Origin of the sequence: Marinobacter sp. VGCF2001, from assembly GCF_049943275.1 — a bacterium.
In the GTDB taxonomy this organism is placed as follows: Bacteria; Pseudomonadota; Gammaproteobacteria; order Pseudomonadales; family Oleiphilaceae; genus Marinobacter.
Map to the genome: position 1 here is coordinate 29,618 of NZ_JBNFVX010000015.1, position 16,197 is coordinate 45,814.

The 16,197-nt window shown below is 57.5% G+C and carries 18 protein-coding genes; 12 read left to right on the forward strand and 6 right to left on the reverse strand.

Annotated features, from left to right (window positions below; translation table 11 throughout):
• Position 1 precedes the first annotated feature (1 nt).
• The 12 genes from kdsA (at position 2) to ACP2AU_RS13520 (ending at position 10,566) form a co-directional block, all read left to right on the forward strand.
• Complete coding sequence (kdsA, locus tag ACP2AU_RS13465) at positions 2-847, forward strand: 3-deoxy-8-phosphooctulonate synthase (RefSeq protein WP_426376782.1); 846 nt, start codon at positions 2-4, stop codon at positions 845-847.
• 110 nt (positions 848-957) lie between these two features.
• Positions 958-2,253 (forward strand): phosphopyruvate hydratase, encoded by a 1,296-nt coding sequence (eno, locus tag ACP2AU_RS13470; RefSeq protein ID WP_426376723.1) that lies wholly within the window; start codon positions 958-960, stop codon positions 2,251-2,253.
• 199 nt (positions 2,254-2,452) lie between these two features.
• Positions 2,453-2,725, forward strand: a complete 273-nt coding sequence (locus ACP2AU_RS13475) for a septum formation initiator family protein (protein WP_426376724.1) — start codon at positions 2,453-2,455, stop codon at positions 2,723-2,725.
• Between the two features lie 143 nt (positions 2,726-2,868).
• The gene (gene ispD / locus ACP2AU_RS13480) at positions 2,869-3,570 is read left to right on the forward strand and encodes a 2-C-methyl-D-erythritol 4-phosphate cytidylyltransferase (protein ID WP_426376783.1); all 702 of its coding nucleotides are present in this window, start codon (positions 2,869-2,871) and stop codon (positions 3,568-3,570) included.
• A 33-nt stretch (positions 3,571-3,603) separates the two neighbouring features.
• Complete coding sequence (ispF, locus tag ACP2AU_RS13485) at positions 3,604-4,083, forward strand: 2-C-methyl-D-erythritol 2,4-cyclodiphosphate synthase (protein ID WP_426376725.1); 480 nt, start codon at positions 3,604-3,606, stop codon at positions 4,081-4,083.
• Positions 4,080-5,126: a tRNA pseudouridine(13) synthase TruD gene (gene truD / locus ACP2AU_RS13490; protein WP_426376726.1), complete on the forward strand. Its 1,047-nt coding sequence runs from the start codon at positions 4,080-4,082 to the stop codon at positions 5,124-5,126. The genes ispF and truD overlap by 4 nt, the downstream gene beginning before the upstream one ends.
• 20 nt (positions 5,127-5,146) lie before the next feature.
• A complete protein-coding gene (surE, locus tag ACP2AU_RS13495; protein WP_426376727.1) occupies positions 5,147-5,917 on the forward strand; it encodes a 5'/3'-nucleotidase SurE in 771 nt (256 codons plus the stop codon).
• Positions 5,914-6,570, forward strand: a complete 657-nt coding sequence (locus ACP2AU_RS13500) for a protein-L-isoaspartate(D-aspartate) O-methyltransferase (protein WP_426376728.1) — start codon at positions 5,914-5,916, stop codon at positions 6,568-6,570. The genes surE and ACP2AU_RS13500 overlap by 4 nt, the downstream gene beginning before the upstream one ends.
• Positions 6,570-7,553, forward strand: coding sequence for a DUF368 domain-containing protein (locus tag ACP2AU_RS13505; protein WP_426376729.1), 984 nt, complete (start codon positions 6,570-6,572; stop codon positions 7,551-7,553). The genes ACP2AU_RS13500 and ACP2AU_RS13505 overlap by 1 nt, the downstream gene beginning before the upstream one ends.
• Before the next feature lie 292 nt (positions 7,554-7,845).
• Positions 7,846-8,607, forward strand: a complete 762-nt coding sequence (locus ACP2AU_RS13510) for a peptidoglycan DD-metalloendopeptidase family protein (RefSeq protein WP_426376730.1) — start codon at positions 7,846-7,848, stop codon at positions 8,605-8,607.
• A 188-nt stretch (positions 8,608-8,795) separates the two neighbouring features.
• Positions 8,796-9,794, forward strand: coding sequence for an RNA polymerase sigma factor RpoS (gene rpoS / locus ACP2AU_RS13515; RefSeq protein ID WP_426376731.1), 999 nt, complete (start codon positions 8,796-8,798; stop codon positions 9,792-9,794).
• A 196-nt stretch (positions 9,795-9,990) separates the two neighbouring features.
• Positions 9,991-10,566 carry a chalcone isomerase family protein gene (locus ACP2AU_RS13520; protein WP_426376732.1) on the forward strand — a complete coding sequence of 192 codons (576 nt, stop codon included), beginning with the start codon at positions 9,991-9,993 and terminating at the stop codon, positions 10,564-10,566.
• Between the two features lie 72 nt (positions 10,567-10,638).
• On the opposite strand, the gene nth is transcribed toward ACP2AU_RS13520, so the two are convergent.
• The 6 genes from nth to rsxB are packed head-to-tail and all read right to left on the reverse strand — an operon-like array spanning position 10,639 to position 16,194.
• Positions 10,639-11,277, reverse strand: a complete 639-nt coding sequence (gene nth / locus ACP2AU_RS13525) for an endonuclease III (RefSeq protein WP_426376733.1) — start codon at positions 11,275-11,277, stop codon at positions 10,639-10,641.
• A 16-nt stretch (positions 11,278-11,293) separates the two neighbouring features.
• A complete protein-coding gene (locus tag ACP2AU_RS13530) occupies positions 11,294-12,010 on the reverse strand; it encodes an electron transport complex subunit E (protein WP_426376734.1) in 717 nt (238 codons plus the stop codon).
• Between the two features lie 2 nt (positions 12,011-12,012).
• Positions 12,013-12,714, reverse strand: coding sequence for an electron transport complex subunit RsxG (gene rsxG, locus ACP2AU_RS13535; RefSeq protein ID WP_426376735.1), 702 nt, complete (start codon positions 12,712-12,714; stop codon positions 12,013-12,015).
• Between the two features lie 2 nt (positions 12,715-12,716).
• A complete protein-coding gene (gene rsxD, locus ACP2AU_RS13540; protein ID WP_426376736.1) occupies positions 12,717-13,769 on the reverse strand; it encodes an electron transport complex subunit RsxD in 1,053 nt (350 codons plus the stop codon).
• Positions 13,770-13,789: 20 nt separating this feature from the next.
• The gene (gene rsxC, locus ACP2AU_RS13545) at positions 13,790-15,616 is read right to left on the reverse strand and encodes an electron transport complex subunit RsxC (protein ID WP_426376737.1); all 1,827 of its coding nucleotides are present in this window, start codon (positions 15,614-15,616) and stop codon (positions 13,790-13,792) included.
• On the reverse strand, positions 15,616-16,194 hold the full coding sequence (gene rsxB / locus ACP2AU_RS13550) for an electron transport complex subunit RsxB (protein ID WP_426376738.1): 579 nt from the start codon (positions 16,192-16,194) through the stop codon (positions 15,616-15,618). The genes rsxC and rsxB overlap by 1 nt, the downstream gene beginning before the upstream one ends.
• Positions 16,195-16,197: the final 3 nt, after the last annotated feature.

The window sequence follows — 16,197 nt, forward strand, 5'->3', positions numbered from 1 at the left end:
GATGGCGCGCAGCAACCTGAATGTCTCGGGCATCGAAATCGCCAACAACAAGCCGTTTGTGCTGTTTGGTGGCATGAATGTGCTGGAGTCCAGGGAACTGGCGTTTGAAGTGGCGGAGAAATACGTAGACGTCTGCGCTCGCTTGGGCATTCCCTACGTTTTCAAGGCCTCTTTCGACAAAGCCAATCGCTCGTCTGTTAGCTCCTTCCGGGGCCCTGGCCTCGAGAAGGGGCTGCAGATTCTGGCCGACATCAAGAGCAAGTTCGGGGTTCCGATCATTTCAGATGTGCACGAGCCGGATCAGGCCGCTGCGGCGGCGCAAGTCTGCGACATCATCCAGCTACCCGCCTTCCTGAGCCGGCAAACCGATCTGGTTGTGGCCATGGCGAAAACCGGTGCGGTCATCAATATCAAGAAGGCCCAGTTCCTGGCGCCCCAGGAAATGACGCACATTATCAGCAAGTGCGAAGAAGCCGGCAACGACCAGATCATCCTCTGTGAGCGCGGCACCAGCTTCGGCTATAACAACCTGGTGGTGGATATGCTTGGTTTCGGCATCATGAAACAGATGAATGTGCCGGTGTTCTTCGACGTCACCCACTCCCTGCAGATGCCAGGCGGCCGTGCCGACTCCGCCGGCGGGCGCCGCGCCCAGGTTACCGATCTGGCCCTGGCGGGTATGTCTCAGGGGCTGGCGGGCCTGTTTCTGGAAGCGCACCCGGACCCGGACTCGGCCAAATGTGATGGCCCCTGCGCTTTGCGTCTGAGCCAGCTGGAACCGTTTCTGGAGCGGGTGAAAGCTGTCGACGATCTGGTAAAAAGTTTTAAACCTATCGACACCGCCTGATTGGCGGTGTTGGTGTTTAAGAGACTGCATACTGAATAGGTTGCTCGCTCTGGCACCAGCTTGATAGACAACTTAGTGTTTAGATACTGAAAATCTGGAGAAATTTTCGAATGACCAAGATTGCCAACATCAAGGCCCGTGAGGTTCTGGATTCCCGCGGTAACCCGACAGTCGAAGCCGACGTTATCCTCGAAGACGGTACCATTGGCAGTGCGTGTGCGCCCTCCGGTGCTTCTACTGGCTCTCGCGAAGCACTGGAACTGCGTGACGGTGATGCTTCCCGCTACCTTGGCAAGGGTGTTCTGAAGGCAGTCGATGCCATTAACGGCAACATTCGTGAAGCTCTGGTTGGCAAAGATGCCGCCGACCAGCGCGCTCTGGACCAGATCATGATTGATCTGGATGGCACCGACAACAAAGCCAATCTGGGCGCCAACGCCATCCTGGCAGTATCCCTGGCCGCCGCCAAAGCGGCTGCTGCCTCTCTGGGCAAGCCTCTGTATGAGCACATTGCCGATATTAACGGTACCTCCGGCAAGTTTTCCATGCCGGTGCCGATGATGAATATTCTCAACGGTGGTGAGCACGCGGATAACAACGTTGATATCCAGGAGTTCATGGTCCAGCCGGTCTCTGTGAACAGCTTCAGTGAAGCTTTGCGCGTGGGTGCCGAGATTTTCCACAGCCTGAAGAAAGTGCTCAAGGCCCAGGGCCTGAACACCGCGGTTGGCGACGAAGGCGGCTTTGCCCCCAACCTGCCGTCCAACGAGGCTGCGTTGGCTGCCATCAAGGAAGCGGTTGATAAAGCCGGTTACGAGCTTGGCAAAGATGTGACCCTGGCTCTGGACTGCGCCTCTTCCGAATTCTACAAAGACGGCCAGTATCAGTTGTCTGGCGAGGGCAAGAGTTTCGATTCCGAAGGTTTTGCGGATTATCTGTCTGGTCTGTGCGACCGTTTCCCGATCGTATCCATTGAAGACGGAATGGACGAAAGTGACTGGGATGGCTGGAAAGTGCTGACTGACAAACTGGGCAGCAAGGTTCAGCTGGTGGGTGATGACTTGTTCGTGACCAACACCAAAATCCTCAAGCAGGGTATCGAGAAGGGCGTTGGTAATTCCATCCTGATCAAGTTCAACCAGATCGGTAGCCTGACTGAGACGCTGGACGCTATCAAGATGGCTCAGGATGCCGGCTACACGGCGGTTATCTCTCACCGTTCCGGTGAAACCGAGGACACCACGATTGCCGACCTGGCGGTTGCAACCTGTGCCGGCCAGATCAAGACCGGTTCGCTTTGCCGCTCCGATCGGGTAGCCAAGTACAACCAGCTGCTGCGCATTGAAGAGGCGCTGGAAGGCAAGGCACCGTACCGTGGCCTGAGTGAAATCAAAGGTCAGGGTTGAGGATTAGCGACATTTTCTGACCTGCCGAGCTGTTCCGGCAGGTAACAAAATGTTAAGGCCATCGCGTTCTGAATGAAAATTCAGACACGATGGCCTTTTTGTACAGTAAGTTACATAAAATTGTTGCTAATCTACTGTAAGGTCTATACTTGACCTTCGACTCGCATACTTTGATGTTCATTTTCTGTACGGATTCGGCATGAAATCGCTCTGGGCCATACTCGTAGTGCTAATACTCCTGCTGCAGGTTCGCCTGTGGATCGGGGAGGGCAGCTTTGCGCAGGTATGGGCGCTTGAGCAGTCGATTGCCGAGCAGAAAGCGGAGAATGCCGAGTTGGCTGCCCGGAATGACCGGCTTTATGCGGAGGTGCGGAATCTTCGTAATGAGCAGGGCGCAGTTGAGGAGCGGGCCCGGATGAATCTTGGCCTGATTCGTGAGAATGAGACCTTTTTCCTCGTTGTCGAGAATTAGCTTCGGAGTTAGAAGCGATGGGGGTGTCCTTTCCGGGAAACGCTACAAGCACATCCCTGTGCGCTTGACTGTGGCCGTCCATGGCCACAGACATTCCCGGAAAGGACACCCCCATCACTTCTTCCCACGTTGTGCGTGCCGTCATGTATAAACCCTCTCTTTGGCTTATCGTTCCCGCTGCCGGCATCGGCCTGCGCATGAAAGCCGAGTGCCCAAAGCAATACCTCAAAATCCATAACCGTTTTATCCTGGATATCACCCTGTCCCGTCTCTTGGATAACGCTCCGTTTAAAGGCTGTATGGTGCCTCTGAATCCGCAGGATCATTGGTGGCCGGAGAGTGAGTCGGCCAGAGACGATCGGGTGCAGAGCTGCACCGGCGGTAAAGAGCGTGCGGATTCGGTGTTGTCGGCGCTGGTGGCTCTGGAGGGACAGGCGGCGGAGGATGACTGGGTGCTGGTGCATGATGCGGCGCGGCCCTGTGTTCATTCTGAGGATCTGGCCCGGCTGATTGACACGCTGTCTGAGCATCCGGTGGGCGGTTTGCTGGCGGCGCCGGTGGCCGATACGTTGAAGCTTGCAGGGGCCGGCAACTTGCCGGTTGTGAGTGAGACGGTTGATCGGAGCCGGTTGTGGCGTGCGCTGACGCCGCAGATGTTCCGGTTCGGCGCATTGAAAAAAGCCCTGTCGTTGTGCCTGGAAGACGGCCATGGGATTACGGATGAGTCCTCGGCCATGGAGTTTTCCGGTAAGATGCCGGTTCTTGTGGAAGGGCGCCCGGATAATCTGAAGATTACGGTTCCCTCGGATCTGGCGTTGGCGGAGTTTATCCTCGGTCGCCAGTAATTCACTGTATTCTATTCTTTTTCGGAGATGGTCATGCGCATTGGTCAGGGCTTTGATGTCCATGCTTTCTGTGAGGGTGATTGTGTCATTCTTGGTGGTGTGACGATTCCCCATAGCCACGGCCTGAAGGCGCACTCGGACGGGGATGTTCTGCTGCACGCACTTGCCGATGCGCTTCTGGGAGCGGTTGCGTTGGGTGATATCGGGCATTTCTTTCCGGATACCAGCGATGAATGGGCCGGAGCCGACAGTCGGGATTTGTTGCGGCGTGTGATGCAGCGGGTGCTGGATGAGGGCTTCGCGGTTGTCAATATTGATACCACCATCATTGCCCAGGCGCCCAGGATGGCGACGCATATTGAGGCGATCCGGATGAATATTGCCGAGGATCTGGGGGTGCCGGTTAATCGTGTGAGTGTAAAGGCCACGACCACCGAGAAGTTGGGCTTTACCGGGCGGGGCGAGGGCATTGCCTGCCAGGCAGTTTGTCTGCTTGAGGCGGTTTCCCCGTGAATAAGAGGGCGCAATGGTCCTTGGATTGGCCGGTTTCCGGTGGCCTTCGGGCCGGTCGCGCCGAGCTGAAATCGGCACCGGAGGATTTCCGGGTGTCGGAGGTGCTTTGGCCGGAATCGGAAGCTGGCCTGGCAAGGACTCCGGCGGTTGTGCCCGGTGATGGCGAGCATCTTTGTCTGCGGCTGGAAAAGTCGGGAGATAATACCGAATACGTAGCCCGTGAGTTGTCTGCGCTGGCGGGTTGTCGTTCTTTCGATGTTGGTTTTTGCGGCCTGAAAGACCGGCACGCGGTGACGGTTCAGTGGTTCAGTATTTATCGGCCAGGTCAGGAGTCTGAGGATAAAGCCCTGATGCTGGAAATCGATCGGCGCTGGCCGGTTTATGGGGCGGTCCGTCATTCCCGCAAGTTGAGGCGTGGCGATCATCAGTTCAATGGTTTCGAAATTATCCTGCGCAATGTGACGGGTTCCCGCGACGACCTGGAAGCCGGGCTTGAGCGTTTGGCGAAACAGGGGGCGCCGAACTATTTTGGTCCCCAGCGTTTCGGTTTTCAGGGGTCGAATCTCTCGCGGGCGGTTCAGCTTGACCCGTCCCGAATCAATCGCAAGCGCGGGCGCGCTGGCAGAAGTGCGTCGAAAAACGTATTGTACTTTTCGGCGGCACGTTCGTGGCTGTTCAACCAAGTGCTTGCCGAGCGGGTTCAAGATGGAACCTGGACAGCCGTCATGTCGGGCGAGCCGGGTTCAGGCGAGCCCACCGGTCCTCTCTGGGGGGATGGTGGCACCCTGGCTTCCGGAACGCAGGAAAAACTGGAACGTGGTGTGGTGGACGCTTGTCCGGAATTGGCGAAGCTGTTCCAGACCACCCGTATGAAGCCCGAGCGTCGCGCTTTGGTTGCCCGCCCTGATGATTTTGTCTGGGAGTGGCTGGATCACACTACCCTGAGCATCCGGTTTGTCCTGTCGCCGGGGCAATACGCGACAACGGTGCTGGGCGATCTTTTCGAGCTGGAGGACCTGAGCCTCAGCCGTGATAACAAGTAATAAGGTTAGCGGAGATTACTGTGCGAATTCTGTTGTCCAATGACGATGGCGTTCATTCGCCGGGTCTGGTGGCGCTGTATGAGGGTCTGAAAGGTTTCGGAGAGCTCGACGTGGTGGCTCCGGACCGGGACCACAGCGGCGCGAGTAATGCGTTGACACTCAACCGTCCGTTGACGGTAGAGCAGCACCCTAATGGCTTTCGATCAGTAGATGGCACGCCCACAGATTGCGTTCACCTGGCGGTGAACGGGTTGTTCGATGCGCCGTTTGACCGGGTCGTTTCGGGGATTAATACCCATGCCAATCTGGGTGACGACATTATTTACTCGGGTACGGTTGCCGCGGCCACAGAGGGGCGTCATCTGGGCTTGCCCGCCATCGCGGTCTCGCTCGTGAATAACGGGCACTACCACTATGCCACGGCTGCCAGGGTGGTGCGTATGTTACTCGAGGGTAAGCAGGCGCTGAAGCTGGGGCCGCGTTCCATTCTGAACGTGAATGTGCCGGATCTGCCCTGGGAAAAGCTTAACGGCTTCCGGGTGACGCGCCTTGGTCATCGGGAACGCGCCGAAGGTGCAGTGCCCATGACCTGCCCCCGTGGCAAGCAGCGCTACTGGATAGGCGCTGCCGGACAAGGTGGCGATGCCGGGCCCGGTACCGATTTTCACGCGGTGCAGGAGGGCTATGTTTCGATTACCCCGGTTCACATTGATATGACCCGCCATGAAGCCCTGTCAGGACTCCGGAATTGGGTAGACACCCTGGACCTGCCGGGGGGAGAACGGTTATGAGCGCCCAGCTTGAGGGTATCGGTATGACCTCAAGGCGCACCCGGATGCGCCTGGTTCAGCGCCTTCGAGACGGCGGGATTGAGTCTGACCGGGTGCTTGAGGTGCTGGGCCAGGTGCCCCGGCACATTTTCCTCGATGAAGCCCTGGCACACCGGGCCTATGAAGACACCTCGCTGCCCATCGGGCATGGTCAGACTCTGTCTCAGCCTTACATCGTGGCGCGCATGACGGAGCTGCTGTTGGCGCACGCTCCCCGGCGAGTACTGGAACTGGGAACCGGTTCCGGATACCAGACTGCGGTGTTGTCGCAATTGTTCCCCGAGGTTTACAGCGTGGAGCGTATCCGGCCACTGCAGGATCGTGCCCGGGACAGGCTGAGGCAGTTGAATATCCGGAATGTTCTGTTGAAGCACGCCGATGGGGGAATGGGTTGGCCAGAGCGTGGCCCGTTTGACGGCATCATTGTTACAGCGGCTCCCGTTGAAGTTCCACAAGAGCTTCTGGAGCAGTTGGCTGAAGGCGGTGTACTGATTGCACCGGTGGGAGAGGAGAATCAGGTGTTGGTCAAAATTATCCGAAAGGGCAATCATTTCGAGCGTCACAATCTTGAGCCTGTGCGCTTCGTGCCGTTGCTGGGTGGAGTAATCCGTTAATGTCGGAACCTCAAACGACAACCGCCGGGCATCGCCACAGTCTCCCCGCCGTTTTTCTGCGCGGCATGGCGATGGGGGCGGCTGATATTGTCCCTGGCGTCTCCGGCGGCACCATTGCGTTTATTACGGGCATCTATTTCCGTCTGTTGGAGGCTGTCAGTGCCGCGCCCCTGGCCGTAATGCGCCAACTATTTCGCGGTGACGTTGCCGGCTTCTGGCGCGCGATTGATGGCGCGTTCCTGATCAGCCTTATGGCGGGTATTCTCGCCAGTGTCGTCAGCCTGGCCTCGGCGATCAGCTGGTTGCTTGATACCCAGCCGGTCTTGCTGTGGAGTTTCTTTTTCGGATTGATCGTGGCGTCCGTGTGGCACGTCGGTCAGCAGGTTCAACGGCCAGCAGCGCTGCTACTGGTGCCCTTTTCGGCCGGCGTGCTTTTTGCGTGGTGGATAACCACGCTGCCGGCCAGCGAACTGACGCCTTCTGGTCTGGCCTTTTTCGGGGCGGGGGCGCTGGCGATCTGCGCCATGATTTTGCCGGGCATCTCGGGTAGCTTTTTATTGTTGATTATCGGTATGTATTCGCCGGTGCTGGCGGCGATTAAAAACGTGGAGCCGGGATACCTCGGGCTATTCCTGCTCGGTTGTCTGGCGGGGCTGCTCTCGGTCGCACGCCTCATTACCCTGGCTTTCCGGCACTTTCACGACATTGTGCTGGCCTTGCTTACAGGCTTCATGGTGGGAGCACTGAATAAGGTCTGGCCCTGGCAGGAAACACTCAGCTGGCGGACCAATAGTGCAGGGCAAGAGGTCCCGGTAAGCCAGACGCCTGTTTCGCCGGAGGCCTGGTCGGCACTCTACGGGCAAGACCCGCAAATTCTGGCAGCCGTAGCGTTGGCCGTGGTGGGGTTAGCGCTGGTACTGGTTATTGAGTTTGCGGGCAAGATGGGAAACCATACCGTCGGCAGATCGGTCGCACCCAAGTAAGAAAATGTTACCTGGCGCACAAATTCATTGTTCCCAAGGGTAACATTCCGGTGCGCTCGGTAACTTGGCATTGCCCGGTAATCGTGCACTATATTAGTTAGTTAGTCCTGATTCGGAAAATATAGATCCATTCAGGATAATGTCTAAGACAGAGTTTTTATAACCAGGCAGCTTATTATACGTGATTCGGTTTAACGGGCGCATTCAATCTGAGTTTTCCCCCGTTGGGCGGCCTGAAGGTTCAGCTTCTGGCCAACGGCAAGGCGTGTTATCGCGGGTTCTTGCTGTTTGTTTGCTGTTTACGGTCATTGCCTCACTCTACGGCTGTAATACCAATGCCATCTATCAGGATGATCTCTATAACCCGCCTGTCTATTGGGGCTCCCATGTGGTTAAAGAGGGGGAAAACCTGTACCGCATTGCCTGGCGTTATGGCCGCGACTATCGGGAGTTGGGGAATGCCAACGGGATTGGCCCGCCCTGGAATATCCATCCCGGCCAGGTATTGCGGTTGGACCGCAAAGGCACCATACCCCCGGGCACCCGGGTCAGTTCATCGGGTCGCTCTGATCTATCGCCACCTCCATCCCGCTCGCAGTCGGTGGCGACTGCTGCTCGCCCGACGAAAAAGACCAAGCCCTCCAAGCCGGCGTCCAGGCAATCCGGTAGCCAGGTAGTCGCTGATGTCCGTTGGCATTGGCCGCACTCTGGCACTGTAATTGCAAACTTTTCATCATCCGGCTCTGTGAACAAGGGGATCGATATCGCGGGGAATCCCGGGGATGCGGTCAAGGCCTCAGCAGATGGCAGTGTGGTGTACGCCGGAAACGGGTTGCTAGGTTACGGCAATCTGATTATTGTGAACCACAACGAACATTATTTGAGCGCTTACGCACACAATCGAAAAATACTGGTTAAAGAAGGGGAGGGCGTAAAAGCCGGGCAGGTAATAGCCGAACTGGGAAGTACCGGTACGGACAAGCCTAAACTGCATTTTGAGATTCGGAAGAACGGCAACCCCGTTAACCCGTCCAGATATCTGCCAAGGCGTTAATCGTGGCCGGGGCTTGAATTGCAGAAATCACCTGTCGGCCTGACGGATAGCTAGATACAGAAAAACAAAAACGGCAAACGTAATTGCCAGCCAACACGCAAATGTCCTGAATAACACCAAAACTGAAAGATACCCGGAATAACAAGAAGTAACGGGGAAAACAGGATTATTGAGAGGCGGGGTAAACAATGTCAGTAGAACAGGAAGAAATGATCGTCGATCGTGTCTCGGATATCGAAGAGGCAGAGGAACGACTGCTAGCCGAAGACAAGCCTGAAAAAGCCGCAGCAGACGATGAGCCTGCGGGAGCAGACGGTGGCTTCCCAGCCCAGGGAAAGTACTACTCCAGCCAGAAGCAACTGGACGCAACCCAGCTTTACCTTAACGAAATTGGTTTTTCACCACTTCTGACCCCTGAAGAAGAGGTTTACTTTGCCCGGCTTGCCCGAAAGGGCGAGGACAGTGGGCGTAAGCGCATGATTGAAAGTAACCTTCGCCTGGTGGTGAAGATCGCCCGCAGATACGTCAACCGCGGGCTCACACTATTGGACCTGATTGAAGAGGGTAATCTGGGGCTGATCCGCGCGGTTGAAAAGTTTGATCCTGAGCGCGGTTTCCGGTTCTCAACCTACGCGACATGGTGGATTCGCCAGACGATCGAGCGGGCGATTATGAACCAGACGCGGACCATTCGTCTGCCGATTCATGTGGTGAAGGAGCTTAACCTGTACTTGCGGGCGGCGCGCGAGCTAACGCAGAAGCTGGACCACGAGCCTACGGCAGAAGAAATCGCCCGCATGGTCGACAAGCCGGTTCACGATGTGAAACGAATGCTTGGATTGAACGAACGTGTGGCTTCGATGGACACTCCCATCGGCGTTGGCAGCGACAAATCCCTGCTGGACACCGTGGCCGACGAGGGCGCGTCGGACCCCGCAGACCTGCTGCAGGACAATAATATGTGTTCTTGCCTGGGAAAGTGGATCGACCAGCTCAGTGACAAACAGCAGGAAGTGCTTTCCCGGCGTTTTGGTCTCAGGGGCTACCCGATCAGCACCCTTGAAGAGGTCGGTCAGGAGATTGGCCTGACTCGTGAACGAGTTCGTCAAATCCAGGTGGAAGCCTTGCGTCGACTTCGCGAAATCCTGGAGAAAGAAGGCCTGTCTGGAAACCTGTTGTTCAAATAGACGTTGTTAAAGTAGCAGCCAGGAAAGCCGGTCATGGAAACGTGGCCGGCTTTTTAGTTTAATGTCGCGGCAAATGAGAACCAGGTGGCGATCAGGCCACAAAATTCGTTGTTAGAATGGGCCACCGGAGCAAAGGTGGACATCTGCTTCGGTGTCGAATGAAACACTCAATAATAACGATCGAAAGGAAAGGACTATGAACAAGGCTCTTACTGCAGGCTTGGCCTCTCTCCTGCTGACCGGCGTTTTGTCAGCTCCGGCGTCGGCCCTGACCGTGGGCGATGTGGATGTGCCCGACACATATTCTGCCATGGGGCAGGAGCTCAAACTCAATGGCGCGGGCACCCGCTCCAAGTGGTTCATGGATCTGTACGTGGGTGGTTTGTACGTCGCCGAGCAGGTCAGTGATGGCGCGGCTGTCATCAATGCTGACGAGCCCCAGGTGATTACGCTGCACATTACCTCTGGCATGATCACCAGCGAACGTATGACCGAAGCCACGATGGAAGGTTTCCAGTCTTCTACAGACGGTGATCTTTCTGCTATCCAGTCAGACGTGGATCAGTTCATGGGCGTATTCCAGGAAGAGATCAAGGAAGGCGACGTGTTTGATCTGGTGTATCTGCCGGGCGAGGGCGTTCGGGTGTCGAAAAACGGCGAACAGAAAGACACCGTTGGTGGATTGGCCTTTAAAAAAGCCCTGTTCGGGATCTGGCTGTCTGACAAGCCGGCCCAGGAAGACCTGAAAGAGAAAATGCTGGGGCAGCGCTAACCATCGTACTCCGCTTGTTAAAAAGCCGGCGGCAGCCGGCTTTTTTGTGTCCGCGTCTCGGAAAGGCTTTAGTTACTGGTAATCCCGTTTCTGCTTGAATTCGCAAAGGTCTTCGATCATACAGGCACCGCATTTTGGCTTGCGGGCCGTGCACGTATATCGGCCATGGAGAATCAGCCAATGGTGTGCGTCCATGAGAAACTCTTTGGGCACCAGCCGCATCAGTCGTTGCTCGACCTCAACAACATTTTTGCCCGGGGCAATGCCGGTGCGATTGGAAACCCGGAAAATGTGGGTGTCGACCGCCATCGCCGGTTGCCGGAACGCAGTATTCAGCACCACATTGGCGGTTTTCCGGCCGACTCCGGGTAATGCCTCCAGGGCTTCCCGCCGGTCTGGCACCTCGCTGCCGTGTCGCTCGATCAGGATATGGCAGGTTTTGATGACGTTCTCGGCCTTGCTGTTAAACAGCCCGATGGTTTTTATGTATTCTTTCAGCCCCTCGACCCCAAGGGCGGCAATCGACTCGGGTGTATTGGCAACGGGAAACAGCTTGTCGGTCGCCTTGTTTACGCCCACATCGGTTGCCTGAGCGGAGAGAATCACGGCAATCAGCAACTCGAACGGCGAGCTGTAATTGAGCTCCGTGGTCGGGTTCGGGTTGGCAGCCCGTAACCGGGAGAAAATCTCTGTTCGTTTTTCTTTGTTCATACTGTTGCGGTCTGGTTCAGGAAATGGTGCCGGTTACTCGTACCCGCTTGCTGCCGGCGGCGGCCGGTGCCGGTTCTGCGGCTTTTCTTCGTTCTTCGAGATGACGGTCTATCCCGTTTTTCAGTGCAATCAACAGCCCCAGCCCCATAAAGGCACCCGGTGGCAGCACCATGAACAACATATCGGGATACTGGTCGAAGGGTTGAATTACCCAGTCAGCAGCGACGGGGCCAAGCAACAGATGCATATCGGCAAACAGCGTGCCCTGGCCAATCAGTTCCCTCATGCCCCCCAGCGTCACCAGAACTGCCAGGAAACCAAGGCCCATCATGGCGCCGTCCAGCATGGCGGGTAGCGGCGGATTCTTGGAAGCAAAGGCATCTGCGCGGCCGAGGATGGCGCAGTTGGTAACGATCAGCGGAATGAAAATCCCCAGAATCTGGTAAAGCTCGTAGGTGAAGGCCTGCATCAACAATTCGGCGCAGGTTACAAAAGAGGCGATGATCATCACGAACGCGGGCAGGCGCACAGACTCACTGACGAAGTTGCGGATGATTGAAACCGACAAGTTCGACCCGACCAGCACCAGCAGGGTGGCCAGGCCCAGGCCAATGGCGTTGACCACGGTACTGGTGACCGCAAGCAGCGGGCATAAGCCAAGAACCTGAACCAGGGCGGGATTGTTGTCCCACAGGCCATCCTTGATGATTTCACGGGAGGATTTCGTGCTCATAATCAGGAATGCTCCACGGGTTGATTATCGGCAGCAATGGCTTCGGGGATCAGGCGCTGTTTCCCGGGCTCTGGTGGTGCATTTAACCGTTCACGAATGACCGATCGTTGCTCGCGGAAGTAAACCAGAGTTTTCTTGACGGCTTTTACCACGGCTCTTGGCGTGATGGTGGCGCCGGTAAACTGGTCGAAGACGCCCCCGTTTTTTTTGACGTTCCAGGCCCTGGGTTCCGGATTGCCGAGGGATTTGCCTTCAAAGGCATAAACCCAGTCGGACTTGCGGGTTTCAATACGGTCTCCCAGCCCCGGCGTTTCTTTGTGGCTGATGACCCGGACTCCAAGCAAACGCCCCTGGAGGTTAAGACCGACCAGCAGGCGGATGTTGCCGGAATAGCCGTCCGGGGCCACGGTTGGCAGTATCATGCCCACGGGGTCGCCGTCTTTGCGCGCAACCCAGGCACGAAGAGGACCTTCAACCGGCAGCCGTGGGCTGGCGGGGAGAGTTACAACATCCTTGAGTAGGTCGTTATCGTGCTGGCTTTCAGGAATGATTTCAAACAGGGCTTTAGCCTCTGCGCGGGCGGCCTGTTCCTGAATCCGTGCTTTGGTCAGCCCCTGGGTCAGGGCGATGGTGCCTCCGGTTATGATGGCAAACAGGCCAAGGCCAACAGCACTGCGGCGGATAGCGGTGGTTACGGCGCTCATGATCAACCTCCACTGCGGCCGAAAACACCCCGGCGCGCCTTGTGGTGGCCGTAGGTCCGGGGTGGTGTGTAATGGTCAATAAAGGGCACTGCGAAGTTCATTAGCAGCACACTGAAAGCCACTGCATCGGGATAGTTACCCCAGCTGCGAATAAGGTAAATCAGAACGCCAATACCCGCCCCGTAGATCAGTTTGCCCTGGTGGCTGGTGGCGGCCGAAACCGGATCGGTGGCGATAAAGAAAGCGCCCAGCATAGTGCCACCGGCCAGCAGGTGAAGCTGAAGGGGAGCATATTGATCCGCATTGGTGCCAAAGGCCAAGCTCATGGCAGCGATCCCGCCAAGAAACGCCACAGGAATGTGCCAGGTGATAATGCGCAGCGCCACCAGCAGGATGCCTCCTCCCAGAAACGCCAGATTCACCCACTCCCAACCATGGGCGATCCAGTCGCCGAACGTTGGATGGGTTAACACTTCCGCGGCGGTGTGGCTGGCAATCTTGTGTTTGTATTCATCCAGTGGCGTTGCCATGGTCCAGCCATCGACGGCGGTCTGGCTTCCGGCAAAAATTTTTGCCAAGGTCTCTCCCAGCCCGGGAGCGCCGCCCCCGAGTATGGCGGCCTCCGCCCAGTTAGTGGTCATCGCCACCGGAAATGAGATCAACGCCAGGGCGTAGCCAACCATCGCGGGATTGAAGGGATTGGAGCCGAGGCCTCCGTACAGCTGTTTGGCCACCACGATGGCCGAGATGACGGCAATGCCAGACACCCACCAGGGCGTGAATTGGGGCAAAGACAAGCCCAGCAGTAACCCGGTCACGGCGGCGGTGTTATCACGCAGGAAGAATCCGACGGGTTTACCACGCAGCCTCAGAATGGCGGCCTCGGATGCCAGCGCCAGAGCCACGCACCAGATGACATTGATCAGGTTGCCCCAGCCGAAGAACAGGGTTTGCGCCAGCAGGCCGGGCAGAGCGGCCAGAATAACCCAGAGCATCACCCGCGATGTCGGGCGAGCGCGGTGCGCGTGGGGTGAGGACTGTTGAACAAGAGCCATGAAGTTCCAGCCTGAATGAATTATTGGGACGACGCGGTTTCTTCCGCTACCTGCTTGCGAGCCTGATCGAGCGCCTGTTGCGCTCGCTGTACCCGGTCGTGATTCTTGGCAACCGCCCGTTCCAGTTTTTCGACATTGTCGGCTTGCTGAGTCCGGGCTTCGTCGAGCATACCTTGCATGGTGTTGAGCTTGGCCTCGGCCTGCGTGAGCTGCTTCTCGAGCGCTTCAATATCCGGTGTTTCGTCAACAGCGCTCGCGGTGGTGGAGGCGGTCTGTTCTTTTGCTCCGGCGGCCTTGGCTTTCTTACGCTCCAGCGCCTGTTGCACCAATGCCGCCTTTGCTGCGCGGCTGTCGGTGGCCTGGCCGTCTGCAGTGGCCATTTCGGCTTCGGCCTGCTTTTTGGCCTGGGCTTCGGCGGCCGCTTTTGCACGTTCCTGTCGCCGCTGCTCTTTTTCCCGTTGCTCCTGTTCAAGGCGCGCCTGGCGTGCCTCGAACCGCTCCCGGGCTCTGTCTGCCTTCAGCTGTTCGGCCCGTTGGGTCCGGATTTCGCCTTTGGCAAAGCGATAGTACTGCACCAGTGGAATGGAACTCGGGCAAACATAGGAGCAGGCGCCGCATTCGATGCAGTCAAACAGGTTCAGGTGTTCTGCTTTCTCGAACTCGCCGGCCTTCGAGTGCCAGAAAAGCTGCTGCGGCAATAATTCCATGGGGCAGGCTTCTGCGCATTGTCCGCAGCGGATGCAGGGTTGCTCCGGTGGCGGAGCCGGCAGTTCGGCGGCGGTCGCGGCAATCACACAGTTGGTGGTTTTCACCACGGGAACGGTGTCTGTCGTCAGGGTATAGCCCATCATCGGGCCGCCCAGAACAAGCCGGTCAAGCCGCTCCTGTTCCATCCCCGCCGCGCTCAGCAACTGGTGGATAGGCGTTCCGATCAGGGCCTCAAAGTTTCCGGGTTCACGTACCGCCTCGCCGGTAACAGTAACAACACGAGAGAGCAGTGGCTTGCCCTCGAAAATAGCCCGGCCAACTGCAACGGCGGTTCCAATGTTCTGGCACATGACACCGATATCCGCGGGAATGCCGCCACTGGGTACTTCCTGCCCGGTCAGAATCTGGATCAGCTGTTTTTCACCGCCGGAGGGGTACTTGGTGGGCACCACGGCAATTTCGATCTGTGTGCCTTCTACCGCCTCGCGCATGGCCGCGATGGCTTCGGGTTTGTTGTCTTCAATGCCAACCACACAGCGGGAAGGCCGGAGAACCCAGGCCATTACCTTCAGCCCCGCAACCACGTCGGCTGCCTGCTCGCGCATGGTCATGTCATCAGCGGAGATATAGGGCTCGCACTCGGCACCGTTGAGAATCAGGGTGTCGACCTTGCGATCCCGGGGCGGACGCAATTTGATATCCGTCGGAAATCCCGCGCCCCCCATGCCGGCGATTCCGGCTTCCCGGATTCGGTTCAGAACCTCTTCCCGGTCAAGCTGCTTATAATCCTCAATGGGAGAGAGCGCACACCACTGATCTTCGCCGTCGGGTTTGAGGACAATACACCAGTCCGCCATACCAGACGGATGGGGAACGGGCCTCTGTTCAATACTTTCAATCAGGCCAGAGGTGGGCGCGTGCACAGGGACGCCCATGCCGCTGGTCACGTCTGCGATTTTCTGTCCTTTCAGAACCCGGTCGCCCATTGAAACAACCAGTTCAGCGGGCTCGCCAATGTGCTGCTGGAACGGCAGAACCAGGCGCTCGGGCAGCCCGGCCTCGCGAATCGGGCGGGCCGTGGATTGGTGCTTGTTCTCGGGCGGATGGATGCCGCCGGTGAAATCCCACAGCTGCGTCATCAGGCACTGGCTCCCTGGCGATCGGTGGCAATGATTTGGGGCGCTGGCGGTGTCCAGGTCCAGGTGCGTATGTCGGGTTCGACGGTAATCATGTCGATGCAATCCACGGGGCAGGGCTCCACGCACAGGTCACAACCGGTGCACTCACTCTCGATAACGGTATGCATATGTTTGGCGGCGCCGAGAATCGCGTCTACCGGACACGCCTGGATGCACTTGGTGCAGCCAATGCATTCATCCTCGCGAATGACCGCGATCCGCTTGGCCTGCTCCACGCCATGTTCGGCGTCGAGAGGTTGCGGCTCGACATCCAGGAGGTCAGCCAGCGCCTTGATGGTGCTCTCACCACCGGGCGGGCATTTGTTAATGGCTTCGCCATCGGCAATGGCTTCGGCGTAAGGCCGGCAGCCGGGAAAACCGCATTGGCCGCACTGGGTTTGGGGCAACACGGAATCGATTTGGTCTACCAGCGGATTACCCTCAACCTTGAAACGCTCAGACGCAAACCCCAACAGCCCGCCGAAAACCAGGGCAAGGGCGAGCAGAACAACAACGGCAATCAGGAAACTCGTCCACATAAC

Excerpts from the sequence above, each read along its gene's own strand:
- kdsA (WP_426376782.1), top strand. The coding sequence starts at position 2 with ATGGCGCGCAGCAACCTGAATGTCTCGGGCATCGAAATCGCCAACAAC.
- eno (WP_426376723.1), top strand. The coding sequence starts at position 958 with ATGACCAAGATTGCCAACATCAAGGCCCGTGAGGTTCTGGATTCCCGC.
- ACP2AU_RS13475 (WP_426376724.1), top strand. The coding sequence starts at position 2,453 with ATGAAATCGCTCTGGGCCATACTCGTAGTGCTAATACTCCTGCTGCAG.
- ispD (WP_426376783.1), top strand. The coding sequence starts at position 2,869 with ATGTATAAACCCTCTCTTTGGCTTATCGTTCCCGCTGCCGGCATCGGC.
- ispF (WP_426376725.1), top strand. The coding sequence starts at position 3,604 with ATGCGCATTGGTCAGGGCTTTGATGTCCATGCTTTCTGTGAGGGTGAT.
- ACP2AU_RS13500 (WP_426376728.1), top strand. The coding sequence starts at position 5,914 with ATGAGCGCCCAGCTTGAGGGTATCGGTATGACCTCAAGGCGCACCCGG.
- ACP2AU_RS13505 (WP_426376729.1), top strand. The coding sequence starts at position 6,570 with ATGTCGGAACCTCAAACGACAACCGCCGGGCATCGCCACAGTCTCCCC.
- rpoS (WP_426376731.1), top strand. The coding sequence starts at position 8,796 with ATGTCAGTAGAACAGGAAGAAATGATCGTCGATCGTGTCTCGGATATC.
- ACP2AU_RS13520 (WP_426376732.1), top strand. The coding sequence starts at position 9,991 with ATGAACAAGGCTCTTACTGCAGGCTTGGCCTCTCTCCTGCTGACCGGC.
- nth (WP_426376733.1), bottom strand. The coding sequence starts at position 11,277 with ATGAACAAAGAAAAACGAACAGAGATTTTCTCCCGGTTACGGGCTGCC.
- ACP2AU_RS13530 (WP_426376734.1), bottom strand. The coding sequence starts at position 12,010 with ATGAGCACGAAATCCTCCCGTGAAATCATCAAGGATGGCCTGTGGGAC.
- rsxG (WP_426376735.1), bottom strand. The coding sequence starts at position 12,714 with ATGAGCGCCGTAACCACCGCTATCCGCCGCAGTGCTGTTGGCCTTGGC.
- rsxD (WP_426376736.1), bottom strand. The coding sequence starts at position 13,769 with ATGGCTCTTGTTCAACAGTCCTCACCCCACGCGCACCGCGCTCGCCCG.
- rsxC (WP_426376737.1), bottom strand. The coding sequence starts at position 15,616 with ATGACGCAGCTGTGGGATTTCACCGGCGGCATCCATCCGCCCGAGAAC.
- rsxB (WP_426376738.1), bottom strand. The coding sequence starts at position 16,194 with ATGTGGACGAGTTTCCTGATTGCCGTTGTTGTTCTGCTCGCCCTTGCC.